The sequence below is a fragment of the Saccharopolyspora sp. NPDC000995 genome (assembly GCF_053599315.1).
Genome location: NZ_JBSFLZ010000036.1, coordinates 1 through 25,637 on the forward strand (window position 1 = coordinate 1; position 25,637 = coordinate 25,637).

At 67.0% G+C, this 25,637-nt stretch carries 26 protein-coding genes, 1 tRNA gene and 2 pseudogenes; 18 read left to right on the forward strand and 11 right to left on the reverse strand.

Annotated elements, in window-relative coordinates; translation table 11 throughout:
* Window positions 1-289, forward strand: a 289-nt coding sequence (locus ACWDKQ_RS14745; RefSeq protein ID WP_450139278.1) for a transposase, incomplete at its 5' end; no start/stop codon positions are given.
* 48 nt (window positions 290-337) lie between these two features.
* On the opposite strand, the gene ACWDKQ_RS14750 is transcribed toward ACWDKQ_RS14745, so the two are convergent.
* Window positions 338-565: a DUF3311 domain-containing protein gene (locus ACWDKQ_RS14750; protein ID WP_450139279.1), complete on the reverse strand. Its 228-nt coding sequence runs from the start codon at window positions 563-565 to the stop codon at window positions 338-340.
* Window positions 566-951: 386 nt separating this feature from the next.
* On the opposite strand from ACWDKQ_RS14750, the gene ACWDKQ_RS14755 reads away from it, so the two are divergent.
* On the forward strand, window positions 952-1,221 hold the full coding sequence (locus ACWDKQ_RS14755; RefSeq protein ID WP_450139280.1) for a hypothetical protein: 270 nt from the start codon (window positions 952-954) through the stop codon (window positions 1,219-1,221).
* A 178-nt stretch (window positions 1,222-1,399) separates the two neighbouring features.
* On the opposite strand, the gene ACWDKQ_RS14760 is transcribed toward ACWDKQ_RS14755, so the two are convergent.
* Complete coding sequence (locus tag ACWDKQ_RS14760; protein WP_450139281.1) at window positions 1,400-2,032, reverse strand: hypothetical protein; 633 nt, start codon at window positions 2,030-2,032, stop codon at window positions 1,400-1,402.
* Window positions 2,033-2,331: 299 nt separating this feature from the next.
* Here ACWDKQ_RS14760 and ACWDKQ_RS14765 point away from each other — a divergent pair, with 299 nt between their 5' ends.
* Entirely contained in the window at window positions 2,332-2,589 is a 258-nt protein-coding gene (locus ACWDKQ_RS14765) for a S1C family serine protease (protein ID WP_450139282.1), read from the forward strand.
* A gap of 123 nt (window positions 2,590-2,712) precedes the next feature.
* On the opposite strand, the gene ACWDKQ_RS14770 is transcribed toward ACWDKQ_RS14765, so the two are convergent.
* The 4 genes from ACWDKQ_RS14770 to ACWDKQ_RS14785 form a co-directional block, all read right to left on the reverse strand.
* Window positions 2,713-3,318: a GTP-binding protein gene (locus ACWDKQ_RS14770; RefSeq protein WP_450139283.1), complete on the reverse strand. Its 606-nt coding sequence runs from the start codon at window positions 3,316-3,318 to the stop codon at window positions 2,713-2,715.
* Window positions 3,319-3,395: 77 nt separating this feature from the next.
* Complete coding sequence (locus ACWDKQ_RS14775) at window positions 3,396-3,995, reverse strand: DUF742 domain-containing protein (protein ID WP_450139284.1); 600 nt, start codon at window positions 3,993-3,995, stop codon at window positions 3,396-3,398.
* A gap of 7 nt (window positions 3,996-4,002) precedes the next feature.
* A complete protein-coding gene (locus ACWDKQ_RS14780) occupies window positions 4,003-4,443 on the reverse strand; it encodes a roadblock/LC7 domain-containing protein (protein ID WP_450139285.1) in 441 nt (146 codons plus the stop codon).
* Window positions 4,444-4,485: 42 nt separating this feature from the next.
* On the reverse strand, window positions 4,486-7,452 hold the full coding sequence (locus tag ACWDKQ_RS14785) for a nitrate- and nitrite sensing domain-containing protein (RefSeq protein WP_450139286.1): 2,967 nt from the start codon (window positions 7,450-7,452) through the stop codon (window positions 4,486-4,488).
* A gap of 842 nt (window positions 7,453-8,294) precedes the next feature.
* Between ACWDKQ_RS14785 and ACWDKQ_RS14790 the strand changes: the two genes are divergently transcribed.
* The 3 genes and pseudogenes from ACWDKQ_RS14790 to ACWDKQ_RS14800 form a co-directional block, all read left to right on the forward strand.
* On the forward strand, window positions 8,295-8,507 hold the full coding sequence (locus tag ACWDKQ_RS14790; protein WP_450139287.1) for a hypothetical protein: 213 nt from the start codon (window positions 8,295-8,297) through the stop codon (window positions 8,505-8,507).
* Between the two features lie 12 nt (window positions 8,508-8,519).
* Window positions 8,520-8,717, forward strand: a pseudogene (locus tag ACWDKQ_RS14795) (DUF485 domain-containing protein); the annotation flags it as partial.
* Window positions 8,714-10,091: pseudogene (locus ACWDKQ_RS14800) on the forward strand (solute symporter family protein); the annotation flags it as partial. The pseudogenes ACWDKQ_RS14795 and ACWDKQ_RS14800, both read left to right, overlap by 4 nt.
* A 228-nt stretch (window positions 10,092-10,319) precedes the next feature.
* Here the strand turns inward: ACWDKQ_RS14800 and ACWDKQ_RS14805 are convergent.
* Window positions 10,320-10,547 carry a hypothetical protein gene (locus ACWDKQ_RS14805; RefSeq protein WP_450139288.1) on the reverse strand — a complete coding sequence of 76 codons (228 nt, stop codon included), beginning with the start codon at window positions 10,545-10,547 and terminating at the stop codon, window positions 10,320-10,322.
* Window positions 10,548-10,980: 433 nt separating this feature from the next.
* On the opposite strand from ACWDKQ_RS14805, the gene ACWDKQ_RS14810 reads away from it, so the two are divergent.
* The 4 genes from ACWDKQ_RS14810 to ACWDKQ_RS14825 all read left to right on the forward strand — a co-directional run bounded on the left by ACWDKQ_RS14810 (window position 10,981) and on the right by ACWDKQ_RS14825 (window position 12,855).
* Window positions 10,981-11,286, forward strand: a complete 306-nt coding sequence (locus ACWDKQ_RS14810; protein ID WP_450139289.1) for a hypothetical protein — start codon at window positions 10,981-10,983, stop codon at window positions 11,284-11,286.
* Complete coding sequence (locus ACWDKQ_RS14815; protein WP_450139290.1) at window positions 11,286-11,576, forward strand: hypothetical protein; 291 nt, start codon at window positions 11,286-11,288, stop codon at window positions 11,574-11,576. The genes ACWDKQ_RS14810 and ACWDKQ_RS14815 overlap by 1 nt, the downstream gene beginning before the upstream one ends.
* A gap of 147 nt (window positions 11,577-11,723) precedes the next feature.
* Window positions 11,724-12,026: an SAF domain-containing protein gene (locus tag ACWDKQ_RS14820; RefSeq protein ID WP_450139291.1), complete on the forward strand. Its 303-nt coding sequence runs from the start codon at window positions 11,724-11,726 to the stop codon at window positions 12,024-12,026.
* Between the two features lie 73 nt (window positions 12,027-12,099).
* Entirely contained in the window at window positions 12,100-12,855 is a 756-nt protein-coding gene (locus ACWDKQ_RS14825) for a FadR/GntR family transcriptional regulator (protein WP_450139292.1), read from the forward strand.
* 235 nt (window positions 12,856-13,090) lie between these two features.
* Here the strand turns inward: ACWDKQ_RS14825 and ACWDKQ_RS14830 are convergent, their stop codons facing one another.
* A complete protein-coding gene (locus ACWDKQ_RS14830) occupies window positions 13,091-13,648 on the reverse strand; it encodes a MarR family winged helix-turn-helix transcriptional regulator (RefSeq protein WP_450139293.1) in 558 nt (185 codons plus the stop codon).
* Window positions 13,649-13,702: 54 nt separating this feature from the next.
* On the opposite strand from ACWDKQ_RS14830, the gene ACWDKQ_RS14835 reads away from it, so the two are divergent.
* Entirely contained in the window at window positions 13,703-14,422 is a 720-nt protein-coding gene (locus ACWDKQ_RS14835; RefSeq protein WP_450139294.1) for an SDR family NAD(P)-dependent oxidoreductase, read from the forward strand.
* Between the two features lie 467 nt (window positions 14,423-14,889).
* Here the strand turns inward: ACWDKQ_RS14835 and ACWDKQ_RS14840 are convergent.
* Window positions 14,890-14,962 (reverse strand) — tRNA-Arg (locus ACWDKQ_RS14840).
* A 241-nt stretch (window positions 14,963-15,203) separates the two neighbouring features.
* Between ACWDKQ_RS14840 and ACWDKQ_RS14845 the strand changes: the two genes are divergently transcribed.
* Window positions 15,204-16,121 (forward strand): cation diffusion facilitator family transporter, encoded by a 918-nt coding sequence (locus ACWDKQ_RS14845; protein WP_450139295.1) that lies wholly within the window; start codon window positions 15,204-15,206, stop codon window positions 16,119-16,121.
* Between the two features lie 39 nt (window positions 16,122-16,160).
* Here ACWDKQ_RS14845 and ACWDKQ_RS14850 read toward each other — a convergent pair whose 3' ends face one another.
* Complete coding sequence (locus ACWDKQ_RS14850; protein ID WP_450139296.1) at window positions 16,161-16,805, reverse strand: DUF305 domain-containing protein; 645 nt, start codon at window positions 16,803-16,805, stop codon at window positions 16,161-16,163.
* A gap of 30 nt (window positions 16,806-16,835) precedes the next feature.
* Window positions 16,836-17,621 carry a DUF3105 domain-containing protein gene (locus tag ACWDKQ_RS14855; RefSeq protein ID WP_450139297.1) on the reverse strand — a complete coding sequence of 262 codons (786 nt, stop codon included), beginning with the start codon at window positions 17,619-17,621 and terminating at the stop codon, window positions 16,836-16,838.
* A 211-nt stretch (window positions 17,622-17,832) separates the two neighbouring features.
* On the opposite strand from ACWDKQ_RS14855, the gene argS reads away from it, so the two are divergent.
* The 6 genes from argS to ACWDKQ_RS14885 all read left to right on the forward strand — a co-directional run.
* Window positions 17,833-19,494: an arginine--tRNA ligase gene (gene argS / locus ACWDKQ_RS14860; protein ID WP_450139326.1), complete on the forward strand. Its 1,662-nt coding sequence runs from the start codon at window positions 17,833-17,835 to the stop codon at window positions 19,492-19,494.
* A gap of 68 nt (window positions 19,495-19,562) precedes the next feature.
* Window positions 19,563-20,981: a diaminopimelate decarboxylase gene (gene lysA / locus ACWDKQ_RS14865; protein WP_450139298.1), complete on the forward strand. Its 1,419-nt coding sequence runs from the start codon at window positions 19,563-19,565 to the stop codon at window positions 20,979-20,981.
* Window positions 20,982-22,286 carry a homoserine dehydrogenase gene (locus ACWDKQ_RS14870; RefSeq protein ID WP_450139299.1) on the forward strand — a complete coding sequence of 435 codons (1,305 nt, stop codon included), beginning with the start codon at window positions 20,982-20,984 and terminating at the stop codon, window positions 22,284-22,286. It begins immediately after the preceding gene.
* A 20-nt stretch (window positions 22,287-22,306) separates the two neighbouring features.
* The gene (gene thrC / locus ACWDKQ_RS14875) at window positions 22,307-23,371 is read left to right on the forward strand and encodes a threonine synthase (RefSeq protein ID WP_450139327.1); all 1,065 of its coding nucleotides are present in this window, start codon (window positions 22,307-22,309) and stop codon (window positions 23,369-23,371) included.
* Window positions 23,368-24,282: a homoserine kinase gene (thrB, locus tag ACWDKQ_RS14880; protein WP_450139300.1), complete on the forward strand. Its 915-nt coding sequence runs from the start codon at window positions 23,368-23,370 to the stop codon at window positions 24,280-24,282. The genes thrC and thrB overlap by 4 nt, the downstream gene beginning before the upstream one ends.
* A 781-nt stretch (window positions 24,283-25,063) precedes the next feature.
* Window positions 25,064-25,637: Rho termination factor N-terminal domain-containing protein (locus tag ACWDKQ_RS14885; RefSeq protein ID WP_450139301.1), on the forward strand; the 574-nt coding region annotated here is incomplete at its 3' end.

Consider the following 25,637-nt stretch of genomic DNA (forward strand, 5'->3'; position numbering starts at 1 on the left):
CACAGTCAAAGGTGAGCAAGGCAAACAAGCCCTGGACCGCTGGATCTCCTGGGCACGGCGCTGCCGCATCCCCGTCTTCATCGACCTCGCTAAGAAGATCATCAAACACCGCGCCGCCATCGACGCCGCCCTCGAACACGGGCTCTCCCAAGGACTCATCGAATCCACCAACACCAAAATCCGCCTCCTGACCCGCATCGCCTTCGGATTCCGCAGCCCTCAAGCACTCATCGCCCTGGCCATGCTCGCCCTCGGCGGCCACCCACCCACCCTCCCCGGGCGCGCCTAACCCACCCACGGAAGCAGCAGAAGAGCCCGAAAACTGCAGCGTTAGTCCTCATTCGCCGTCACCCCGTCGACGCTCCCGATCACTTCGCCACAGCGGATCTTTGCGAGCGGCAAACCAGATGCACGCCGGGGTCAGCAACGTCGCCAACAACGTCCAGAACATGAAGAACGGCAAGCCCAGAACGACGGGTTCGATCCTGTTGTACAGCGGGAGTGCCAGCACATAAAGCACGAATGGCCCCAACAACCACCACAGCGACTTTCGTTCCTTGAGCACGTATCCCTCCGAGGCGTTGAATCCAACTCAGCGAGGGAACCGTCGCGGCGTGGGGGCCAGGAAGGTTCCCATGCTCCCGCCAATCAGGCCAGGGCGTCGCGCGCCTGCTCTGATGCCGGGTTCGACGTTGGTGGTTTCGCAGTCCTGGTAGTCGTTTCGAGAGTCATTGGTCGGTCCTCCTCGTCGCACCAAAACCGGCCGCCCGCCGACCCAGGTTTGGTGAATGTGTATGCCCGACGGGTTTTTCGGGCCGACGGCCAGCGGATCGTTGGACAGCAAGATGAAATCCGCGAGGTTGCCGGCGCAGAGCCGCCCTTTGACGGAGGCTTCGCCGTGACCTCGTCAAGGTCCGCACGGCTCAGCGGTGTGCCACCAGTCGACATTCCATGGTCGTAGCGGGTCCCGAGCGCACACTGCCCGGGAGGCGTGCTGCGGGCGCGGACCTTGGGCTCATCAAGCAAAGCAGCACGAGAACTCACCGCCGGGACGTCGACGTCCCGCTGGTTCGCAGCCGTCATCGTCGGACGCTGGTGAGCGTCGTTGAACCCCGGAACGATCGTCGCATCTCCGAAGTCCACCAGCTCGGCTTCGGGCATGCCGCGGCGCAGGTCACCGAGATCACCGACGTCGACAATCCATTCTCCCAGGAGCGCTAGAGCCGGCCGATCCGCATCCACGTCCGGCTGGTCGGCTATTGCGACGATCCGACGGGTAGTGACCAGAGTTGGTACTTGTCCAGCGCTTGCCACAGCACCACCCGCGAAACGGTCGATGCCTGGCATGCTGTCCCGGAAACCCATCGAGCACCAGGCCCTGACCAAGTGCCTTGGATCCTCAGGCCACGTGCCGTTCATACAGAGCCGCTGGTGGCGTGCCACGTGACCGGACACCCCGGAACGGGGTTGGTGAGTCCTTGAACGTGCGGAGAATTGCACGTGGCACTGCTGTTCCTCGCCTGCTGCCGAGCTCCATCTCGGCGACGAGGTCCCCGAACCGGCAGAGATTCTCCTGCTGAATCGCCTCGAACAGCAGGCTTTCTGTCACGGTCCAGGTCTGCCAAGTACGGGCACCATCCATGACTGCTCGCACCGGAGGGGCGACCGGAATACCGTTGACATGAACTGGTTTGGGTAGTCGGGTTGTCCGTTCGAAGTTTGTTCCGGGGTAGCTCTGGACCTTGCGGCGGTGCGGGATCAGCACGTGAATGTCCACATCTTCTGGGGGAGTTCTCAACCCGAGCAGCCGTGCGGCGTGCAGGCCCGTGATCATCGCCCCGGGCCCGGCACGTAGTAGCGCTGCGTTGATGCGATCGTTGATCGTCGGTGGTCCTGGCACGACGAGCACGACGCCAGGAGCGAGCCGTGTCCATGGCCCGCCCGGGCGAGCCCGGCGATACGACGTCGACTGAGAGATCCCGAGCTTCTCCAACTCGACGACGCGAAGAACCCGCCGATCGGTGTACGGCATGACTGAGCTTTTGGTGACCGTTGTACGCATGCCAAGCACTATCCAGCATGCCAAGTCGATGGCTTCGCTAATTCGTCCAGATTCGGAGCTGTGTCGGGCACCCTTTTTTGAAGCAGTGGCTGCTAGGACGCGAGCATGGGAACTTCCCTGCCATCCGATGAAAGGAAGGTTCCCATGCTCCTCCCCTCCGCCGCCTCCCACAACGCTCAGACCGGCACCGTGTAGTACGCGGCTGGTAAAGCATTGTCGAGCACGGTCGACATCATCGCGGCAGCCGAAGCGGTTCCGAAGGAACCGGCGTGGTGTTGACCTCGAACGGATACGTGCTGACCAACAACCACGTGATCGGTTCTGGCGGCGAGATCACTGTTACCCTTCCCGGCGGGACGACGAGAAGTGCAAACGTCGTGGGCACCTCGCCCTCAAACGACCTGGCGGTCATCAAGCTCAACGGGGCGAGCGGGCTCACCGCAGCGGAATTCGGCAAGTCCTCCGAGCTGACGGTTGGGCAGCCCGTCGTCGCCATTGGCTCGCCACTGGGGTTAGAGGAACGGTGACCTCGGGGATCGTCAGGGCGCTGAACCGAACTGTCGAAGTGCAGGGTGAGACCGGCCAGCCCGTCATCTACAACGGCATCCAGACCGATGCGGATGACAGGAAGGTTCCCTTGCTGCACCCGACTAGGCGGTGCGGCGCAGCCACCAGTGCATGGCGTATTCGACGAGCCAGATCAGTGCTTGCTTGGTGGATTCGCAGTTTCGGGCGTCGCAAATAACGATCGGGACGTCGGCTGGAATCGCGATGGCTTCCCGGACCTCTTCGACGCGGTGGAGCAGGGTTCCGTCGAAGCAGTTGAGCCCCACAATGTAGGGCAGTCGGCGGTCTTCGAAGAAGTCGATGGCTGAGAAACAGTCGGCGAGGCGCCGGGTATCGACGAGCACCACGGCGCCGATCGCGCCCCGGACCAAGTCGTCCCACATGAACCAGAAGCGCTGCTGGCCGGGCGTTCCGAAAAGATAGAGGATCAGATCGGAATCCAGCGACAACCTGCCGAAGTCCATGGCCACCGTCGTGGTGTTCTTGTTCGGGGTGGCGTGCAGGTCGTCGATGCCTTTGCTGGCTTCGGTCATGACGGCCTCGGTGGTCAGCGGAACGATCTCTGACACGGAACAGACGAACGTGGTTTTGCCGACTCCAAAGCCACCCGCGACGACGATCTTCGCCGAGGTTGCGGTCGTGGACCGACCACCGGTTTGCGCAGTACGGGATCGCGTTTCAGGTGTCATGTCTGCCAACCTCAGGTATCGAATCGAGCGGCTGTCTGCGGTTCGCGCGCTGCTCCACGAGATCCGCGTCGGGACGTTCAGAGTCGGCGAAGCCCACTTAAAACCCTTTCCATCAAGAACAAGTGCGGCTTGCTGCCGTTTTCGCTCACTGTCCGGTGCACCGTGATAAGGCCGAGGTCGGCCATGTCGCCGAGTAGGACCTTCGCCACGCCGAGTGGAACGTCCAGCAGCGCAGCTATTTCCGCCACAGAACGCGGATGCCGGCACAGCTCGGCGACCGAGTCGTGTTCGAACCTCTGCAGCTTTCCTGGTAGACCCGGTTCGCTGGTGGACACCAGGGTTTCCAGTTCCAGCCGGTGATTCGACCGGGTGCGACCACCCGTCCAGGCGTATGGCCGGATGTAGGTGGCTGCAGCTTCGAACTCCTGGGGGTTCGCTTGCTCACGAGTCGAGGCCAGGGCTTGGGGGTCGACCGGTTGGGACGATGGCCAGGGCGGCTCCGGAGTCGGTGGTGCCAATTCCTGCGATTCGGGTTCGTCGCGAGCCCGTTTGCGGCGGCGCCCACGACGGCCGCTGTCGAGGGTGAACCGGTTGAAGACCTCAGACATGGCGTCGGCTTCGCGTGACTCTCGGTCATCCCAGCGGTGTCGCCCGGACGAGTCCGAACCTGTGCTCATGCCGTCCTCACACCGACTGGCCGGTCATCACCCGATTCGTTCCCTGAAGTTGGGAGCGCAGTTCGGGGGTTAGGATCTGGCCGACTCGTTCCACCAGCAAAGCCATTTCGTAGGCGATCAGGCCTATGTCGCAGTGCGGTGCGGCTAGCACCGTCAGGCACGAGCCGCCGCTGATCGCCATCTGCAGCATGAGGCCGCGTTCCATTTCAACCACGGTTTCGTGCACGGCGCCGGCCTCGAAGCATCGCGCCGCGCCTTGGGTGAGGCTGAGCAGCCCAGATGCGACCGCTGCGAGTTGGTCGGCTCGGTCGGTGGGCAGTTTCGCGGATGCCGTCAGCAGCAGCCCGTCGGCTGAGACGACCACGGCGTGCGCCACGCCTGGAACTCTCTCGGTAAAGTCCGTGATGAGCCAGCCGAATTGGTTCGGTTGGGAGTTTTGGGCGTTCATCGGCCCTCCTGTCCTCTCCACTGATTCGGGTTGTCACCGGTGCTAGTCGGCTGAGTGCGCGTCGCGGAGGCTGTGCTTGCCTTCGCGGACTCCGCGTTGGAAACTGGCCAGCCGCCCACGCGTCAGGTCCGCATCGCGGCGCGGCTTCACAGCCGGATCGGTAATCGTTCCCGGTACCAGTTGGGCTCTTGGCGTTCGCCGGGGCAGTCCGGCAGTGGTGTAGTCGACGGATTCCTGGTCGATGAGGGGCTCGGGTGCTGCGGCGGCACCGTTGTTGGTGCTCGGCGCCGGGGCCTCCTGCGGCGATGTCCCTGCCGGTGCGGTGCTGTTGTGGGGGGCCGACTGCTGCCTGTGGCGGCCGCGTCTAACACCGGCCTGGAAGCTCGCCAACCGGCCGCGGGCAACATGCGGATCGCGGGGCGGCCGTGCTCGTTCGCTGTGCTCGGCTCCGGCGCTCCCAGCCACCAGGTTCGCTCGCGGAACCCTCAGCGGAAGACCCGCAGTGGTGTAGTCGGCGGGTTCTGAGGCCGCGACTTCTTCCGCTCGCCGTCGCGCCTCGTCGTTCGCGAAGGTCCACACGCTCTGGCCGCCGTGACTCTTCCGCGTGGACTGGGAGGAAGGGAACCTTCCTGCCACCGGCGGCAGGAAGGTTCCCTTCCTCCCGACATCCGCTGGGGGAGCGGGCCATTGGATGGCGGGTCGGGTGGCGGCGTGGGATGTCTGCGACGGCACCTGGAACCACGCGGAGGCGAGAATGTCGAAGATCGGTGTCGGGGCTGGTTCGTCGTTGTGCTGTTCGGTGATCTGCGCGGACGCTGGGGTGAATTCTTGGGTGTTGGACAGTTCGCCTGGCGGCGCCGGCGGAGCCCCGTTGGCCGGGTAGCGAAACAGGTGGAATCCGTTGCGCACGAGGTGACGCTGGCTGGACGCGTCCTGTTCGGCCGCCGCCCAGTCGAACTCCTCGACCAGCGTGTCAGCGGTGCAGTCATGGGGCACAATGCCGTTGGCCGCGCCCGGCAGTACCGGGCCTGCCACATCCACCAGCAGTTCGGGGCCGAGGCTGACCGCGACGTGCACGCCGACCGCCTCGGGTCCGGGGCGCAGTTCGGCCCGGATTCCGTGGCGGCTGGCGAGTTGGCCGACGACAAACAGGCCCATGCGCCGGGACGTCGATAGCTGAATCTCTTCGTCGGTGGACAGCCGCTGGTTGACCGCGGTCAGCTCGTCCGGGGACATGCCAATGCCGCGGTCAACGATGTCGACTTCCAGCGATCCGTCGTCGCGCCGATGTCCGGAAACGGTGACCTGGGTTTCCGGGGCCGAGAAGTTCGCCGCGTTGTCGAGGAGTTCGGCCAGCAGCCGTACCAGGTCGCTGGCAGCGTATCCGACGATCTTGACGTCCGGCAGCGGCTGGACGATAACCCGCGGGTAGTGCTCGATCTCCGACACCGCGGCCCGGATCAGATCTGCGGGCGACGTCGGCTGGGAAAACCGTCGCGCCGGGTCAGCCCCGGAGAGCACCATGAGATTCTCGTTGTTGCGGCGCATCCGGGTGGCGAGGTGGTCCAGCTGGAACAGCGTCGCCAACTGGTCGGGGTCTTCCTCGTCTCGTTCCAGCTGCTCGAACAGCCGGAGCTGCCGTTCCAGCAGGCTCTGGCTGCGTCGCGACACGTTGACGAACGAGTCGCTGTAGCTGCGGCGGAGTTCGGCCTGCTCGGTGGCGAGGTTGACGGCTTGGGTGTGCACGTCGTCGAAGGCCCTCGCCACTTCGCCGATCTCGTCAGTGCTTTCAACCGGCACCTGGTCGACGGGGGATTGGGTGGCGTGACCGGCACGGATGTCGGCGACAGCTTGCGGCAGCTGGTGGTTCGCCGTGTCCAGCGCGGTGCGTCGCAGGATATCGAGGGAGCCGAGCAGGTGCCTGGCGACCACCACGACGATCGCCCCCGCGATCAGCAGCGCCGACAGCAGGATCACCGACTCCAGCCCGGCCATGTTGCTGGAGGTGTCCTGTAAGGCGAACGCGGTGTCGTGCAGCTGCTGGTCAAGGTGCGTTTGGAGCTTGTTGAGTGCTTCGAGCGCCGTCCGGGACTGGTCCTTCCAAACCGAGGGCGATACCAGCTGCGTGGAGATCCACGACTTGCTGTTGTCGCGTTCGACCATCGCCAGCTGGACCGACGTTTCCCGCGCCGGCACCTCCGGTTTGGCGTAGAGCTGGTCGTAGCGCATCCGCTGTTGCGGCGTGGCGGACGCGCGGAATTCCTTGACCGCGGAGGTGCGGCGGGATTCGCTGGCCGCGAGCCGAGTCAGGTTGTCGGAGGTGAAGTTGCCGCGTGTCAGCCCCACGAGCACCAGGGCCTGCTGGAGCTGCATCTCCTCGCTGATCTGCGCCAGCTCGTGCGCGCTGATGGCGGTGGACACCAGTTGGGACGACGAGATCTGGCTGGTCAGCGTGCGGTCGAGCGCAAGCAGCACCCCGACGAACTCGGTGTAGGTGTTGATCACTACCCCGGGGTCCGGGTGGCCGCCCAGCACTTGCTGGCGGATCGGCGCGAGCCCGGTGAGCTGCCGGTCGGTGTCCTGCCGGGCGAACCGGACCGCATCGCTGTCCGGGACGGCCCGCAGTCGCTGGTGGATCTCGTCTAGGGCTCGGTCAGTCGCGGTGTAGCGTTCCTGCACTTCCGGCGCGGAAACCGGCCCGCGCACCAGGAATTCCGCGGCTTTGTTGCGTTCCTGCTGCAGGCGGTCAACGGCCGTGCGTACGACGTTGCCGGCCGCGACCACCCGGTCCAGCTTGGTGTATTGGTCGGCCTGGTTGATCTGGCTGCGGATCTGCAGCACGCCGAGCACCAGAGCGAAGATCACCGGAACGAGTACGACGGCGGTGATCTTGACCGGTAGTTTCCAGTTGCGCCAACTGGTGATCCGCCCGGCGGGCTTCTGTGTGGTGCGCGACCACGTGGACGCCCGGGTCGCGTTCGCGGCCGGGTTCTCAAGTCCGCTGCTCACGACGCAGTCCTTTCCCGCGCGGTCGAAGTCTGCACCGACGGCGCGCTCGTGTGGTGGGCAGCATGGGCCCGTCTGTGGTGTGCGCGGCAGGTCTTTGGTGGTTGGTGGCGTTGCTCGCGGCCGGGTTTTCGCATATGTCCGGTGCGGTCGTCGTCGACAGCGGAGTCCGGAGCCTGCGATCGATGCCGGAGGTGGTCGCGGCCGCACCGGATTCTTCGTCGCCGAGTGTCGGTGGCAGAACACTACCTCAACAAAATGATCTCCTCCGGTTCTCGGATTTGGTTTGCTGACCAGCGAATTCTTCGCTGGTGTAGATCATTGTTGCCGAGGCGGTTCTGGATGGAGAAAGTCGTGAACACTGATCGTGTTCGTCATGGCAATATCTGGATGCGTTTTTGTCGCTCGATAGGTAGATGTTGGAGCTACGAATGATTTTTTCGGCAAGGGGGCTGGGAGGAGTTCCGCCCGGGTTCCCGGCGAGTCCGCTAACTGCCTTGTTGACCAGCCGAAACTGGCTTCCCATCAAGGTTTTTCGGGTACGAGCAGGTAGGCATAATGGTGCTTCAGCGCTGAGCAGGCACATCCCGTTGACCACATACTGTGATCGATGAATTCATCAATGTGTGTGCTGTGTTGTTGCAGGGTCTGGGTGCGTCGGTTCGCTGGCTAGACTTCCGGGTTGGTTGGCAGCGCAGGCAGCGCGGTTCACCGACACCTTGGATTCGCGAACCACTCGATATCGCCGGATCGAAGCGGACCCAGGTGATCGGCCACGGAGCTCGGGGAACTCAAGAGCACTGGCCGAAACCACGTCGGTGCAGTTCTACTGCTTGGAAGGACGCATGCCCAACGCAACTCAGCCCCCGCCGCCGCGCACCCCCAGCAGCGGGCCCGCAGCGGCCGCCACTTTCGGTAGGATCGACAAGCCCGCACCGCGAGCTCATCGGCCGTCGGCACCGGACTACGAGCGTATCGCGCGGAGCCCCGAATTCCTCGACCTGCGCGCCAGGCTGCGCCACTTCGCCTTCCCGATGACCGCGGTGTTCCTCATCTGATACCTCGGATATGTCATCATCGCCGCCTACCTGCCGGAATTCATGAGCATTCGGCTCGTCGGCGAGGTCAACATCGCCCTCGTCATGGGGGTCGGCCAGTTCGTGACCACGATCCTGATTACCGCCCTCTACTTCCAGTACGCGGCTCGCCAGATCGATCCGCGGGTGAAAGCGCTCTACCAGGACGTGGTCGGGGAAGGCACTCGATGATCGACACCAACCCGGTGCTCAACATGAGCATCTTCGGGGTGTTCGTGCTGATCACGCTCTACCTGGTCTACCGCGTGAGCCGCACCGGGACCGCGACCGACTCCTTCGCCGCCGGTGGCCGCTTCACCGGTGCGCAGAACGGCATCGCCCTCTCCGGGGACTTCCTGTCGGCGGCGTCGTTCCTCGGAATCGCCGCGGCTATCGCGGTGCACGGCTACGACGGCTTCCTCTACTCGTTCGGCTTCGTCGTGGGCTGGCTGATCAACCTGCTGCTGGTCGCCGAACTCCTGCGCAACACCGGACGCTTCACGACGGGCGACGTGCTTAGTTTCCGGATGCGGCAGCGTCCGGTCCGTGCGGCCGCCGCAGTGTCCACATTGGTAATTTCGTTCGGCTACATGATCGCCCAGATGGCCGGTGCAGGCAGCCTGGTGGCGCTGCTGCTCGACGTGCACAGCTCGGCGGCCAGGCGCTGGTCATCGGCGGCGTCGGTGTGGTCGTGGTCGTCTACGTGCTGGTGGGCGGCATGAAGGGAACCACCTGGGTGCAGATCATCAAGGCAGGAACGCTCATGGTGTCTCGCCCGGCGCGAAGTACGGGCAGAGCGACGTGACCAGACTGGACTTCGTGTCGCTGTCGCTGGCGTTGGTTCTGTGCGTCGCCGGCCTGCCGCACGTGCTGATGCGGTTCTACACAGTGCCCAACGCGTTGCAGGCACGTCGTTCCGGCTTGGGCGACCTGCACGATGGCCGTGTTCTACCTGTGCACCCTGGTGATCGGGTACGGGGCGGGGGCGGTCAACGGCACGGAGGCGATCCTCGCGGCCCCCGGCGGCCAGAACTCCGCAGCGCCGCTGCTGGCCTTCCGGGTCAGGGGAACGGTGCTGCTGGGAATCCGGGCCGCGGTCGCATCCGCGACGATCCTCGCCGTCGTCGCAGGGCTTACGCTGACCGCGTCCGCATCCTTCTCCCACGACGTTTACGCCAACGTCCTCAAGCACGACAAGGCGGGCCCGGATTCGGAGGTTCGTGTGGCGCGAGTGACCGCGCTCGTGATCGGTGCCGCGTCGATCCTCGGAGGGATCCTCGTCAAAGGGCAGCACATCGCGTTCCTGGTCTCGCTTGCGTTTGCGGTTGCCGCTTCAGCGAACCTGTCGGCGCTGCTGTTCTCGCTGTTCTGGCGGCGTTCAACACCTGCGGCACGCTATTGGGGATCTACGGCGGGTTGAGCTCGTGCCTGGTGCTGGTCATCTTCTCACCGGTTGTTTCGGGTTCGCCGGACTCGATCCTGCCCGGTGTGGACTTCGCGTGGTTCCCGCTGAGCAACCCCGGGATCGTGTCGATCCCGATCGGGTGCGTTCAGCGCGGAATCGGGAAATCCGAAGTGGATGGCCGGGATGTACTGGTGATCTCTGCGCGCGTCGTAGATCTCCTTTGCCATCGCGTGCCAGAAGGGTTTGGCTTCTTCGATCGCCGGGTTGGTGTGCAGGTAGATCGCCGAATATCCATCGGTGTCGGCCATGAAATTGCAAGCCATCGCAACTAGCTAGGGGGCGTGCGGCCGTGTCGGCGATGCGCCCCGTCGGCGTAAACCCCTTAGCAACTAGGCGGTCGCGCCGCTCGGGTAGCGGTCGACGTTCCATTGTGGATGTCGCAGGCCGCTGGGTCCGTTGGCACGCACTGCGGTTGTCGCCGCAACCTCGCCGTTGCGGGCCGCGACGAACAGGGCTTGCCGGGGATTTTGGAGGTATGCGTGCTCGATGCCGATTACGTCCGCGTGCCATCTCGGGTCGTAGCCGTGTCCGAACTCCTCGTAGAAGGTGTCGAGCATGACCTCTCGTGCTCCGTCGGCATCGGGTCGTCGGGCTGCCGAAGGGTGTACTCGCCGATGCGGTGTTCGAGGTTGTGCTCCGCCATCGCGTCCTCTCTGGGGATTTGATGGTGCGTGTTCGCTTCTGGTGACAGGAAGGTTCCCTTGCTGCAGAGCCGAGGTGACCGACCCCCCCAGCAATCAATGATAATCGTTTTCAACTACTTTGGAAGATCGGTGGCCCCGCTTCCGAACTGCGTTGTCGCGGTTCGGAAGACAGGAAAGTTCCCATGCTGTCGCCCCCTATGGCGGGTTGGCGGTGGTTTGTGGTGAACCTGGGTTCGATGCCAGTTGTGGCCAGACCGTATGGCCAGTAAGGGGTTTGATGAATCTCCCCACCTTGTTGGATGAGCGGGCACGGGATCGGGGACCGGTCAGGGTAGGGTTGATCAGGATGGGGAAGTTCGCTTCGATGTTCCTCGCTCAGGCGTTGAGCACCGAATGCGTGCACGTCGTCGGTGTCGCGGATCTGGCGCCACAGCGGGCACGTGCAGCGCTGGAGCGCACTGGTTGGCCCGCGGAGCGTTACGCGGCGGCCGACTTCGACGAGGCGTTGCGCAGCGGCGGGACGAATGTCACCGACAGCGCCGGTGCACTGGTCGATGCTCCGGGCCTGGACGTGGTTTGGAGATCATCGGCGATCCGGTGGCAGGCACGTATCACGCTGTCCGGGCGATCGATGCCGGTCGGCACGGCGTGATGGTCGACGTCGAGGCCGACTGGATGGTGGGGCCGCTGCTCGCCGAGTGGGCCCGGAAAGCCGGAGTCGTCTTCTCGAGGGGATACGGCGACCAGCCGACGCTGATCTGCGAGCTTGTGCGACAGGACGAAGGTCTGTTTTTCCTGCCCTGCGGCGTCGACGACCTGACAATAGTGTTCCGGGCTGCCGAGATCGGCGGTCAGCTGGCCCGACGGGGCACCGTCGAGATCGCCTCCAGCCTGCGCCGCGACGGCGCCGAGGTGGCGCGGGACCTGCGTTGGGGCGTCTAGGTCACCTTCGAAGCGTGCACCGACTACGCCGTCCAGTGCTTCGCCGAATATGGTGTGCGCACGGATGAGACCGGGCGCTAAGGCTCGCTTTACCGGCCGTACCACCTGATCGGCCTCGAACTCGGCGTCAGCGTCGCTTCGGCCGCAGTGCGCGGCGAGGCGACCGGATGCCCGACTGGCTTCCGCGGCGACGTGGTCTCGGTCGCCAAACGCGCCCTCAAGGCTGGGGACATCCTCGACGGTGAAGGGCGGCTACATGGTTTACGGAGGCTCACCCCGGCCGAGGTGTCGCTGAAGTCGGGTGCGTTGCCGATGGGGTTAGCGCGTGGTTTCAAGCTGCGCAACGACGTTCCCGAAGGCGGCGTGCTCGGTTGGGACGACATCGAAGTGGACGAGTCGATGCTGGCAGTGCAGTTGCGGCGCGAGCTGGAACGGACGACGCGTGGCTGACGCCAGACAGCTGCGGAGGTCGCCCGTAAGGTAGAGCGGTCCCGGGCACCACCGCTGGAGATCGAGGAGAAACATGAGTTCCGCGAGCCAGAGCTCATGGGAGCCGGTGCGCAAGGTCCGCACTTACGAGCAGGTCATGGCGCAGATCGAGCAGCGCATGCTGGAGGGGCTGCTCGCACCGGGCGACCGGCTGCCCAGCGAACGTGAACTCTCACAGCTCCTCGGCGTCAGCCGCCCGTCGCTGCGTGAGGCGCTGCGCGTGCTGGAAGCGCTCGGCATTGTCGACGTTCGGCCCGGCCGGGGCCCCGAAGGGGGGACGGTGTTCGTCGGTCGTCCCGGCGAGGGCTTCGCGATCCTGCTGAAGATGCAGTTGGCGCTCGGGCATTTCAGCGACACCGACGTCATCCGCACCCGGCTGATGCTGGAGGAGTGGGCGGTCGCCGACGCGGCGCGCAATGCAACCCTCGAGGATCACGAGGCGTTGCGCGGCATCCTGGACCAGATGGACGCGCCAGAGCTCACCGCCCGCGACTTCAACCGGCTGGACACCGAATTCCACGTGCGGGTCGCGGAATCCACCGGCAACTCACTGGCCTCCTACCTGATGAGCTCGCTGCGCACCGCCATCCAACGCCAGATGATCGACGCATACGAGCAGTTGGCGGACTGGCGCGAGACCGCGAAGGCGGTGCGCGCCGAGCACCGGGAGATCCTGCGGGCCATCGAAGAGTACGACGCGCCGCGGGCCGTCGAACTCGTCCACGGTCACATAAATGACTTCTACGAGCTCGGCTCGTTCTCCGGCGGAGCCGCCGAGCGCGATCAGTGACCGCAAACCTACCACGTGCCGGATCGGTTCAACCCGCGAACTTCGGTGTCTCCTGGCGCGGTTCGGCTTCGCAGCTGTTGGGCAGCGACTGGCCTTCGCCAGGCGAGGTGGAGCATGGGAATCTTCCTGTCACCTAACGTGATCCGCGGCAAACGGAACCTGTTCGGCATCCTGCCCAAACGGGGAAGCTGAACCGGTTGAGCAGGGCCCCGAATGAGTCCGAAGTGGACGATTCTTACCCCGCCGGTTCGTCCTGGGACGGTTCGACAAGCGATTGTTCGAGCTTGGCGAGGAATCCGGTGAGGGACACGCGTTCGGCCACTCCGAGCACGCTGACCAGCTGCGATTCGTGTTCGAACAGCTCGCGCACGGTGGCTTCGATGAGGCGGTGACCGGCGTCGGTCAGCCGGACGGCCACCGCTCGGTGCGATGCCGTTGACGGTGCTCGGGCGACCAGCTCAGCCTGTTCGGCCCGTGCGATGCGCTGGGAGACCGCGCCGGGGGTGACCAGCGTTCGGCGGGTGATCTCGCGAGTGGTGAGTTCGTATGGCGGCCCGGCGCGGCGGATCACGCTGAGCAGGTCCAGCGTGGACGGATCGATCCCGAGCCTGTTCAGGGTGCGCCGCCGGTCGTCGGCGAGAACTTTCGCGATGCGCCAGATTGGGGTGATGACCTCGATGGAATCCGTGTTCACGCCGGGGAGTTCGCGTTGCCAGGCGGTAGCGATGTCCGCCGTCGGCCACGTGGAGGTCGAAGCGAGCGGATAATCCTCGGCGCCTGAACTGTTGGACATCGACAACCTCCCGCGCTACGTTTAGAACTAAACGTATCAGTTTGGGAGTCAACAGTGAACCGCGTCGTGCTGGTGACCGGAGGCGGCGGAATCCAGCAGGGCGTGGCAGCAAGATTCCCCGCCGCCGGGGACACCGTGATCATCACCGGCCGCAACCCGGAACGGCTGGCGGCTGCGGCAGCCGAACTCGATGTCCGCTTGATCGCCTGCGATGCGGCCGATCCTGGGCAGGTGGCAGAGCTGGCGGCTGAACTCGTGGAACACCTCGACGTGCTGGTCAACATCGCCGGCGGCAACACCGACCTCCAGCGGGCCGGGGAAGCGGCGGACTTGGAGCAGATGCAGGACACGTGGCGCGCGAATCTGGACGACAACCTGCTCAGCGCGGTGCTCACCACGACGGCCGTGCTCGACAAGCTGCGGCCGGGCGGCACCATCATCAACGTCGGATCCATCGGCGCCGAATATGCCTACCTCCTACGGCGCGGAGAAGGCGGCGCTGGCGGCCTGGAACGCCAGCGGCCTGCCCGCGCAGATCGGCCCGAAGGGCCTGACGGCCAACCTGATCGCTCCGGGCTACATCGAGGAACCGAGTTCTTCCACGGGCAGCTCAGCGAACAACGCCGTATGGCGCTGATCGAAGCGACCCTCAACGGGCGGCCGGGTCCCCCGAGCGACATCGCCGAGGCCGCGTACTTCCTGGCGTCCGAGAGCACGAGCCACATCACGGGCCAAACCCTGCACGTGAACGGCGGCGCCCACACCACCCGATGACGGGACGAATCGGTCCCTTAGCGGAGAACCCGCTAAGAAGCTGATCTCTGTGCGCCGGTATGCCTTCGGGTTCCAGGCCGGACATGTGCGGAAGCCAGGAGTGGCGGTGTGCGAAAAGGGACCGCTTGCGGACGATTCTCAGCCGGGACGAGCAGCATGTGAGCCTCAACCATGGATCCGGCGGTCCGCAGCTAGGTTGCCACCTGGCCTGGCTGGCGGCGCTGGACGTGGACCTATCGGTTGGCCGCCGTAGCCCTCCGTTCTAAGCCGCGGCTTGTCGTCGACGTGTCCATCAGCCAATCGTCCGCGTCTATGACCGGCAAGGTCGTGCGTGATCACGATCTCGTGGCGGTCGACCTGATCAAAGCCGTCCACGTGCATCGCACGACAGGCAATGGCCGAAATGCGAGATCCGCCCCTGAGGGCATTCTGCCTGCTCAGGGGCGGATCTCACTGCTACTGTATTGCGCCCTCGACAGGACTCGAACCTGTGACACCTGCCTCCGGAGGGCAGTGCTCTATCCGCTGAGCTACGAGGGCTTGTCGCTGCGGACGATCGTTAGCTTAGCGCACCCGGCAGGTCCCCTTCGGCGGGGGTCGGATTGCCTCTTCTCGCATTTCACCGGACCTTCGCGGCGCAGTTCGAGCAAGGGAACCTTCCTGTCGCGGATGGCAGGAAGGTTCCCTTGCTCGCGTCCAGGCGGGTGGGATTCCAAGACTTGACACGTGCATTCATGCATACTTCACTATGTATTTGAGGGTTGCGTGGGGAGGATGGTCGATGGGTCAGGGGCACGGGCACGGCTCGGCCGCCGATGCGGTCAGCGCATCCGGTCGTTACCTGCGGCGGTTGGTCGCGTCGTTCGCGATCCTGCTCGCGTTCTTCGTCCTTGAAGCGCTGGTCGGCTACTTCACCTCATCGCTGGCGCTGCTCTCCGACGCCGGGCACATGCTCACCGACGTGCTCGGGGTCGGCATGGCGCTGGCCGCGATCACCGCAGCGCGGCGACCGGTCGGGGACAAGCGGACCTTCGGCCTCTACCGCATGGAAGTGCTGGCCGCGCTCGCCAATGCCGTGCTGCTGTTCGGCGTCGCCGGCTACATCCTCTACGAGTCCATCGCCCGGTTCCAGGAACCGCCGGAGGTCGCCGGCCTGCCGATGATGCTGACCGCCGCCTCAGGACTGGTTGCCAATCTGGTGGTGTTCGCGCTGCTGCGCCAGGGCGCCAACGAGAGCCTGAACGTGCGCGGCGCCTACCTCGAAGTGCTCGCGGACACCATCGGTTCCGTCGGCGTGCTGATCGGTGGCGCCGTGACCTGGGCGTTCGGTTGGTACCTGGCAGACCCGATCGTCGCCGTCGCCGTCGGCCTGTTCGTGCTGCCGCGAACCTGGAAGCTCGCCCGGAAGGCGCTGCGGATCCTCGTCCAGCAAGCGCCCGAGGGCGTGGACGTGCAGGTGCTGCGGGCCGATCTCGCCGCGCTGCCATCGGTCACCGAGGTGCACGACCTGCACGTGTGGACCCTCACCTCGGGTATGGAGGTCGCCTCGGCCCACCTCACCACCGGGGCTGGCGCCGACCACGGCGGCGTGCTGATCGCGGCGCAGCGCCTCCTGGCCGAGCGCTACCAGATCGACCACGCGACCCTGCAGGTCGAACCCGCGGAATGCGCCAAGCGTTGCCAAGCCCTGACCTGGTGATCGCCGCCCGGTGGTGACAGGAAGGTTCCCATGCTCGCGTCAGCGCAGCGGTTGTGCGCCTCGTTCGGAGAGCATGGAGCGCATCAGGTCGCTCTCGCTGCGCTGCGAGCCGAGCATGTTCTTCGCCAGCTCGCGCACCGCTGGCAGCGCCGCGTGCGTCGCGCCGTAGTCGGCCATCGGGGCGCCGCCTTCGTGGTGGCGCAGCATCAGCTGCAGGAAGTAGACGTCGAACTCCGGGCCGCGTAGCGACTGCAGCTGGGACATCTCCGCGCTGGTGGCCATGCCCGGCATCAGTCCTCCCGAGGACGCCCCGGCCGCCGCGGGAGCGGTGTGGTCGTGGCCACCGTCCGCCGTCATCCATGTCATCAGCGGGCCGACGTCCTGCGCGGGCTGGCCCCACAGGCTGAGCCAGCCCTGCATCCGGCCGATCTGATCGCGCTGGTTGGTTTCGATGTCGAACGCCAGCTGCCGCACGGCGATGTCGGCGGCGCGCTCGCGCGCGAGCGTCGCCATGGTCACCGCCTGCTGGTGGTGCACCGACATGTCCTGCGCGAACCCGATGTCGACCGTTGTTGGCTTCGGTTCGGCGCTGTCGAAGGACGGCACCCGGATCAGCAGACCGAGCGCCGCCCCGAGCAGCAGCAGGGCGACCGCGGCCGCGACGGCCACGAAGATGCGGGCCACGAGCGGCCGCCGCGCCTCAACCGACACTGCTCACTGACCCATCTCGCCGGAAGCCTGGGAGGAGCCGCGGCCGTCCATGGGGACCGCGCCCGGGCCGGGCGGGGTTCCGTCGAACTTCGGCGGGTTGTTCGTGTCGAACGCGCCCGGGTAGGCCTGGCAGGAGCCGCCGACCTCCGGGTAGGCGCCGTTGTTGTTCAACCGCAGCGCGGTGATGAACTGGTCGATGCGCTGGTCGTCGGCGCGGTCGACCTTGAGCTGGTGGCCCCACGACTGCAACGAGATCGCACTGTCCAGACCCGGGTACGGCGACATCACCGTGTAGGGCTTGCCGTCCACGCGGGCCTTGAGCCGCTCCAGACCGGGCCCGTCGACCTTGTCCGGGTTGTAGGCGATCCACACCGCGCCGTGCTCCAGCGAGTGGACCATGTTCTCGGTGCGCACCGCCTCCGGGTAGACCACTCCGGTGCAGTCGGCCCAGATCCCGTCGTGCGGGCCGCCGAACGGTGGGCTGTGGTCGTAGGCAACCCGCTGCGTGGGGGTGACGTGCATCTGGCCCGGGTAGTTCACGACGGTGACGCCGGGGATCGCCTTCGACGGGTCCGGGTTCTGCGGCGACGGCTTGAACGCCTCGGTCGCCTTCTCCGCCTCGGCCTGGGCCTGCCGGACGGCTTCCTGCCCGGACCACCGGGAGTACGCGTAGCCGAAGATCACGGCCGCGAACACCACCACGACGGTGACGCCGGAGATCAGCATCCAGGGGATCGACCGCTGGTGCACCACGGCGCCGCGCACCGCTTTGTTCTTCCTGTTCGCCATGCTGTTCGCAAACCTCGTCTCGACAAGAACCACCGGGGGATCCGGCCCGTCAGTGTAGAGATTGCGGGCGCTTCGGGTGGCCGTGCGTCCCATGCTCGCCACCACGTTCTCACATATGAGTGACAATGTGATCACACGGAGTGGTGTGCCCGGTCTCGCCGTGCCGAACCCGTTGGCTGAGCAGCGAGGACGCATCCTTAGACTGCATAGGGTGACTCCCGCCGCGCTCGCAGAACTGGTCCGCAACACCGCCGTCGAGGTCCTCATCGCCAGGGATCTGGACACTTCCGTCCTGCCGGAGGCGGTGACGGTCGAGCGACCCCGCAACCCGGAGCACGGCGACTACGCGACCAACCTGGCCATGCGGGTCGCCAAGAAGGTCGGCGTTTCGCCGCGGGATCTCGCTGGCTGGCTGGCCGAGGCGCTGACCGGGCAGGACGCCATCGACTCCGTGGACGTCGCCGGGCCGGGCTTCCTCAACCTGCGACTGGCCGCCGACGCGCAGGGCCAGATCGTGCGCGAGGTGCTCAACGGCTCCGCCGCCTATGGACGCGGCGATCTGTACACCGCGCTGAAGGTCAACCTGGAGTTCGTCTCGGCCAACCCGACCGGCCCTATCCACCTGGGCGGCACCCGGTGGGCGGCGGTCGGCGACGCGCTGGGCCGCGTGCTGGCCGCGCAGGGCGCCGAGGTGACCCGCGAGTACTACTTCAACGACGCCGGCGCGCAGATCGACCGGTTCGTCCGGTCCCTGGTCGCCGCCGCGAAGGGCGAGCCCGCCCCGGTGGACGGCTACGGCGGCGACTACATCGCCGACATCGCCGCGGCCGTGCTCAAGGCCGAGCCGAACGCCGTGGAGCTGCCCGAAGCGGAGCGCAACGAGACGTTCCGCCGCATCGGCGTCGGGCTGATGTTCGACGAGATCAAGCAGAGCTTGCACGAGTTCGGCACCGACTTCGACGTGTTCTTCCACGAGGATTCGCTGCACACTTCCGGCGCTGTCGCCGAGTGCGTTGAGGAGCTCAAGAAGTCCGGTCACGTGTACTTCTGCGACGGCGCCTGGTGGCTGCGCTCCACGGAGTACGGCGACGACAAGGACCGGGTGCTGATCAAGAGCGACGGCGCGCCCGCCTACATAGCCGGCGACGTCGCCTACCTGCGGGACAAGCGCCGTCGCGGTTTCGACCTGTGCATCTACATGCTGGGCGCCGACCACCACGGCTACATCGCGCGGCTGAAGGCGGCCGCCGCGGCGCTGGGCGACGACCCCGCCGTCGTCGAGATCCTCATCGGGCAGATGGTAAACCTGGTGCGCGATGGCGCAGCGGTGCGGATGAGTAAGCGCGCAGGCACCGTCGTGACCCTGGAGGACCTCGTCGACGCTGTCGGCGTCGACGCGGCCCGATACTCGCTGATCCGGTCCTCCGCGGACTCCGCGGTCGACATCGACCTGGACCTGATCAGCAAGCGCACCAACGAGAACCCGGTCTTCTACGTGCAGTACGCGCACGCCAGGCTGGCTTCGCTGCAGCGCAACGCCGCCTCGCTCGGCATCGAGCTGGGTTCGGTGGACGACGCCGACCTGTCGCTGCTCACCCACGAACGTGAGGGCGACCTGATCCGCACCCTGGGTGAATTCCCGCGCGTGGTGCGCTCGGCCGCCCAGCTGCGGGAACCGCACCGGGTGGCCCGCTACGTGGAGGACGTGGCTGCCGCGTACCACAAGTTCTACGACGCGTGCCGGGTGCTGCAGCCCGGTGACGACCAGGCGAGCCCGTTGACCATCGCGCGGCTGCAGCTGTGCGAGGCGACCCGCCAGGTCCTCGCCAACGGCCTCGGCCTGCTCGGGGTCAACGCCCCCGAGAAGATGTAGGGCCCTGGCGCGAGCCGATGTACGCAACAACGGCCTGTCCAGCGGCAGGCCGCGCGAAGGAGCTGTAAATGCGCGCCCATCCCGCCGGACCGCGGCACGCCGATGTCGTGCCGCCCGGCAACACCGCAGGGCCTGTTCCGAGCACCGCCGAAGAACTCGACCTGCTGCACCCGCACGTGTGGCCGCGCAACTGCGAGCGCGGCACCGACGGCGTCACCCGGTTCGCCGGGATCGACGTCCGGGAGCTCGTCGAACGCTTCGGCACCCCACTGTTCGTGCTCGACGAGGACGACTTCCGGTCGCGCTGCCGCGACTACGCCGAAGCGTTCGGCGACCCGGCTGCCGTGCACTACGCCTCGAAGGCGTTCCTGTGCACCGAGGTCGCCAAGTGGGTCGCCGAGGAGGGCTTGAGCCTGGACGTGTGCAGCGGCGGCGAGCTCGCCGTGGCGCTGCGCGCCGGATTCCCGCCCGAGCGGATCACCTTCCACGGCAACAACAAGTCCGTCGCCGAGCTGACCGACGCGGTCGAGGCCGGGGTCGGTTCCGTAGTGCTGGACTCGTTCCACGAGATCACCCGGCTGGACCACATCGCCACCGAGCGAGGCGTCCGCCAGCATGTGCTGGTGCGCATCACCGTCGGCGTCGAGGCGCACACCCACGAGTTCATCGCGACCGCGCACGAGGACCAGAAGTTCGGTTTCTCGCTGGCCAACGGGCAGGCCGCCGAGGCGGTGCACCGCGTGCTCAACGCCGACTCGCTGGTGCTGTCCGGCCTGCACAGCCACATCGGCTCGCAGATCTTCGACGTGGACGGCTTCGAGCTGGCCGCGCACCGGGTGGTCCGGCTGCTGGCGGAGCTGCGTGAGGAGCACGGCGCCGACGCGCTGGCCACCGCTTCCACCGTGGATCTCGGTGGTGGTCTGGGCATCGCCTACACCGCCGAGGACGACCCGCTGCCGTCCGCGCAGCTGGCGGTCCGGCTGCACGAGATCGTCGGCAAGGAAGCCGAGAACGCCGGTATCCCGGTGCCGAAGATCGCCGTCGAGCCCGGCCGCGCCATCGTCGGCCCGGGCATGGTGACCGTCTATGCGGTCGGCACCATCAAGGACGTGGCGCTCGGCAGCGACGTGGAGCGCAAGTACGTGAGCGTGGACGGCGGCATGAGCGATAACATCCGCACCTCGCTCTACGACGCCGTCTACGACTGCCGCCTGGTTTCCCGCGGTGCCGAGGTGCCCGCCGTGCTGTCCCGTATCGTGGGCAAACACTGTGAATCCGGTGACGTAGTGGTGCGCGACAGCTGGCTGCCGGAGGACATTGCTCCGGGAGACCTGCTAGCGGTGGCCGCCACCGGCGCGTACTGCTACGTGATGGCCAGCAACTACAACCGCCTGCCCAAGCCGCCCGTGGTGGCGGTTCGCGATGGTCAGGCGCGGTTGCTGCTGCGCAGGGAGACCGAGGACGACCTGCTCCGGCTGGAGGTGTGAGTGATCCACGACCGTGAACCGATCCGGGTCGCGCTCTTGGGGTGCGGGACCGTCGGTACCGAGGTGCTGCGCCTATTGCAGGACCAACCGGAGGAATTCGCCGCGCGCACCGGCGCGCCGATGCTGGTGACCGGGGTGGCCGTGCGCCGCCCGCACAAGCACCCCGACGTGCCCGAGCACCTGCTCACCACCGACGCGCAAGCGCTGGTGGATGGCGATGTCGACGTCATCGTGGAACTGATCGGCGGCATCGAACCGGCCCGCAGCTTGTTGCTGACCGCGCTAAGGTCCGGCAAGTCGGTGGTGACCGCGAACAAGGCGTTGCTGGCCGAGCACGGCTCCGAGTTGTACGCGGCGGCCGACGCCTCGGGCGCCGACATCTACTTCGAGGCGGCCGTGGCGGGCGCGATCCCGCTGCTGCGCCCGCTGCGCGAGTCGCTGGCCGGGGACCGGATCAACCGGGTCATGGGCATCGTCAACGGCACCACCAACTACATCCTGTCGGCGATGGACTCCACCGGCGCTGGCTACTCCGAGACGCTGGACGAGGCCGGTCGGCTGGGCTACGCCGAGGCGGACCCGACCGCGGACGTGGACGGCTTCGACGCCGCCGCGAAGGCAGCGATCCTGGCCTCGCTGGCCTTCCACACCCGGGTCACCGCCAGCGACGTCCACCGCGAGGGCATCGCGGCGGTCACGCCCGGCGACATTGCCGCGGCGCGCACCCTGGACCGCGCGGTGAAGCTGCTGGCGATCTGCGAGCGGGTGGTCGACGAGGACGGCACCGAGTCGGTTTCGGCCCGCGTGCACCCGGCGATGATCCCGCGCAGCCACCCGCTGGCCGGGGTCGGTGACGCGTTTAACGCGGTGTTCGTCGAGGCCGAGGCCGCCGGTCAGCTGATGTTCTACGGGCAGGGCGCCGGGGGAGCGCCGACCGCCAGCGCGGTGCTCGGCGATCTCGTCGCCGTCGCCCGTAACCTGGTCGTGGCGGGCAAGGGGCCCCGTGAGTCGGCGCACGCGCAGCTGCCGATGCGTCCGATGGGCAAGACCCCGACCCGCTACCACATCAGCCTCGACGTGGCCGACAAGCCGGGCGTGCTCTCGCAGGTCGCGGCCACGTTCAACGAGCACGATGTGAGCATTTCGGTGGTGCGCCAGCAGGGCAGGGGAGCGGAGGCCAGCCTCGTGGTGGTCACCCACACCGCGCCCGATGCGGCACTGAGGTCCACAGTGGACAAGATCGCGCAGCTACCGGTGGTGCGCGAGGTAGTCAGCGTGATGCGCGTGGAAGGTGAATCGTCGTGACGAACGTCCAGGGTGTGCCGGTGCGGTCCGGTGCTGGGTGGCCTGGCCTGATCGAGGCGTACCGGGACCGGGTCCCGGTACCGGACGGGGCGCGCATCGTGACCCTGCAGGAGGGCAACACCCCGCTGGTGCCGGCCCACCACCTCTCCGAGCTCACCGGGTGCACCGTCTACCTGAAGGTGGAGGGCGCCAACCCCACCGGTTCGTTCAAGGACCGCGGCATGACGGTGGCCATCACGCACGCCCTCGCCGAGGGCAGCAAGGCCGTGATCTGCGCTTCGACCGGCAACACCTCGGCCTCGGCCGCGGCCTACGCCGCTCGCGCTGGGCTGACCTCGGCAGTGCTGGTGCCGCAGGGCAAGATCGCGCTCGGCAAGCTCGCCCAGGCGGTCGTGCACGGCGCGAAGATCCTTCAGGTCCAGGGCAACTTCGACGACTGCCTGGAGCTGGCCCGCAAGACCTCCGCCGAGCACCCGGTGACCCTGGTCAACTCGGTCAACCCGGTCCGCCTGGAGGGGCAGAAGACCGCCTCGTTTGAGATCTGCGACACGCTCGGCCGGGCGCCCGATGTGCACTGCCTGCCGGTCGGCAACGCCGGCAACATCACGGCCTACTGGAAGGGCTACACCGAGTACGCGGCCGACGGCGTGATCGAGCAGGCGCCGCGCATGTTCGGTTTCCAGGCCGCCGGTGCCGCACCGCTGGTGCACGGCCAGCCCATCGCGCAGCCGGAGACCATCGCGACCGCGATCCGGGTCGGCAGCCCGGCGTCGTGGGCCGGTGCGGTGCGCGCGAAGGACGAGTCCGGCGGGCTGTTCGAAGCGGTGACTGACGAGCAGATCCTCGACGCCTACCGGACGCTGGCCGCGCGGGAAGGCGTCTTCGTCGAGCCCGCCTCGGCGTCCAGCGTCGCCGGCCTGCTGGCCACCGCCGCCGACGGCCGGCTCCCGGTCGGTTCGGTCGTGGTGTGCACGGTCACCGGCCATGGCCTCAAGGACCCGGACACCGCCCTGTCCGGCATGGTCGAGGTCGAGCCGCTGCCGGTGGACCCCGGCGCGGTCGCCACCGCGCTGGAACTGGCATGACCGGACTGCCGGTATCGGCCGTCCGGGTGACGGTGCCCGGCTCCACCGCGAACCTCGGCTCCGGTTTTGACACCCTGGGCATGGCGTTGTCCTTGTACGACGCGGTTTCCGTGCAGGTCGTCGATGGAGCCGCGAGTTCGGCGAGCGTGTTGGTCGAGGGGCAGGGCGCCGCCGAACTGCCCACTGACGAGCGTCACCTGGTGGTGCGGGTCATCCACAAAGCATTGGCCGAACTGGGTTTCGCGGCGCCGGCGCTGCGGTTGCACTGCCAGAACTCGATTCCACACTCCCGCGGGTTGGGCTCCTCGGCGGCGGCCATCGTCGCCGGGGTCGCCGCCGCCTTCGGGCTCGCCGGATTCGATTTGCGCGACAACGAAAACACCGACCGGGCGTTGCAGCTGGCCGCGGTCCGGGAAGGACACGCGGACAACGCCGCGGCGAGCCTGCTCGGCGGATTCGTCGTCGCCTGGCAGGAATCCGGGCGCTTCCACGCGGTCCGGATGCGGCCGCACCCGGACGTGTCACCGATCGTCCTTGTCCCCCAAGAGGAGTCGTTGACGCACACCACCCGCGGCCTGTTGCCCGAACGGGTTCCGCACGCGGACGCGGCGTTCGCGGCCAGCCGTGCGGCGCTGGCGGTGCACGCCATCACCAGCGATCCGGCGTTGCTGCTGGCCGCCACCGACGACCGGCTGCACCAGAACTACCGCGAGTCGGCCTGGCCGGAAACCATCGCGCTGGTCCGTCGGCTGCGCGCGGTCGGAATCGCCGCCGCCGTGTCCGGTGCGGGCCCGACGGTACTGGCGTTCCCGCCAGGCGGGGAGCTTCCCGCCGACATTGCGCCGAACGGCTTCGACGAGCTGCGTCTTCCGGTCGATCCGGCTGGCGTGCGGGTCGAGCCGCAGGCCTGACCCGCATGCCGTGAACCGGGCCGAAAAGCCCAGTTCACGGCCCCCGAGCCCGGCGACTTGCGGACGAGTGGTACAAAGGAAGTGTCGTCGGCCGCTAACCGCAGCTTTTGTTGGGCAGTTGTCGATGGCGTGATCTGCGAAGGGCGTGCCACGCCCAGGGGGGTTGTTGCACCCGGACTACGGGGCGTCTACCCTCAAGGTCAATCAGTCACCGCGCCCAGGGCGCCGGTGCCGTGCCCGGAACATCGTTTTCCGGGACGCATCTCCCGCTGTGAATTGAACTCCACCCGCCACGGGTGAAGATCAACTTAGCGGGTTCGGGGCGATCGCGGTGACCGAGGCAGGAGTTGTCAACTCAATTGAGTTCGCTTCGGGACGATCGGTGGTGCACATCGTTGCCGATGTCGGGGTGGGGGCCTTAAGTTCCACGGTGTGGCCCCCGAGGTGACCATGACGCCAGTTCGACGTCCCGTAGCGTCCCGGTTCTCCACCGGGCGCAATGTGAGTCGGGAAATCCTGGAATGAGGCGGCAGCAGGGCGTGCATCGGCACGTGTGGATCGGAGTGGATGCGTCACACATGGACCACGCGAGCCGGGTACCTCCCACCGCCCGGTGCTGCTGGTTCCCCGAGCCATCGCCGAAATCGGTCGCGTCGCGTGCGCGAAGCTGATCCGAACCGGCAAGAGGGCTGGTAGCACACACCGGCCGCCCGCACTCCAAGAGCGGGCGGGCAATCCGCTGGGTCGCGTAGGAGGCGCGGTCCGGTCAGGAAGGACATTCGTGAGCAACACCGAACTGTTGAGCAGCGAGGCGACGAACGCCTCTTCGGCTGGCCAGCAGGAATCCGAGGCCAACGGCACCCCGCGGCGACGTGGCGGACTCTCCGGCATGGTTCTCGCCGAACTGCGCCAACTCGCGGGGGAACTGGGGATCGAGACTGGTGGTCTGCGCAAGGGCGACCTGATCGCCGCGATCAAGGAGAAGCAGGGCGGCACGACCGCACCGCGGACCCGCTCCACCAAGAAGAGCATGGCCCGCGCCGAGGAGGTCCCGGCCGCCAAGGCCCATCAGCCGGCGCTGGACGAGACCGAGGCCGCCCCGCGCGAGACCCCGGCCGAGTCCGGCAGCGGGACCAATGGTGCCCCCACTCGCGGCCGCACCCGGCGCCCACACGCCGCCGAGTCCGCAGGTGAGGACGACAACCGGCGTGGCACCCGCCGCCGCCGTTCGCCCGGTCGGGTCGGCGCGGCCGCCGAATCGGGTGGTGCCGACGAGCAGCGCGGCGCCGAGCGTAAGTCGGAAGGCCGCGACAGCCGCCAGGAGCGGGAGAACCGCCAGGAGCGGGACAGCCGCC

Bases quoted from the DNA above. Each gene is read 5' to 3' on its own strand.
- ACWDKQ_RS14770 (WP_450139283.1), bottom strand. From the start codon at position 3,318: ATGACACCTGAAACGCGATCCCGTACTGCGCAAACCGGTGGTCGGTCC.
- ACWDKQ_RS14825 (WP_450139292.1), top strand. From the start codon at position 12,100: ATGAGTTCCGCGAGCCAGAGCTCATGGGAGCCGGTGCGCAAGGTCCGC.
- ACWDKQ_RS14855 (WP_450139297.1), bottom strand. From the start codon at position 17,621: ATGGCGAACAGGAAGAACAAAGCGGTGCGCGGCGCCGTGGTGCACCAG.
- ACWDKQ_RS14775 (WP_450139284.1), bottom strand. From the start codon at position 3,995: ATGAGCACAGGTTCGGACTCGTCCGGGCGACACCGCTGGGATGACCGA.
- ACWDKQ_RS14755 (WP_450139280.1), top strand. From the start codon at position 952: ATGGTCGTAGCGGGTCCCGAGCGCACACTGCCCGGGAGGCGTGCTGCG.
- ACWDKQ_RS14815 (WP_450139290.1), top strand. From the start codon at position 11,286: ATGGTCGACGTCGAGGCCGACTGGATGGTGGGGCCGCTGCTCGCCGAG.
- thrB (WP_450139300.1), top strand. From the start codon at position 23,368: ATGACCGGACTGCCGGTATCGGCCGTCCGGGTGACGGTGCCCGGCTCC.
- ACWDKQ_RS14810 (WP_450139289.1), top strand. From the start codon at position 10,981: ATGGGGAAGTTCGCTTCGATGTTCCTCGCTCAGGCGTTGAGCACCGAA.
- ACWDKQ_RS14845 (WP_450139295.1), top strand. From the start codon at position 15,204: ATGGGTCAGGGGCACGGGCACGGCTCGGCCGCCGATGCGGTCAGCGCA.
- ACWDKQ_RS14760 (WP_450139281.1), bottom strand. From the start codon at position 2,032: ATGCCGTACACCGATCGGCGGGTTCTTCGCGTCGTCGAGTTGGAGAAG.
- ACWDKQ_RS14805 (WP_450139288.1), bottom strand. From the start codon at position 10,547: ATGCTCGACACCTTCTACGAGGAGTTCGGACACGGCTACGACCCGAGA.
- lysA (WP_450139298.1), top strand. From the start codon at position 19,563: ATGCGCGCCCATCCCGCCGGACCGCGGCACGCCGATGTCGTGCCGCCC.
- ACWDKQ_RS14790 (WP_450139287.1), top strand. From the start codon at position 8,295: ATGCCCAACGCAACTCAGCCCCCGCCGCCGCGCACCCCCAGCAGCGGG.
- ACWDKQ_RS14780 (WP_450139285.1), bottom strand. From the start codon at position 4,443: ATGAACGCCCAAAACTCCCAACCGAACCAATTCGGCTGGCTCATCACG.
- ACWDKQ_RS14830 (WP_450139293.1), bottom strand. From the start codon at position 13,648: ATGTCCAACAGTTCAGGCGCCGAGGATTATCCGCTCGCTTCGACCTCC.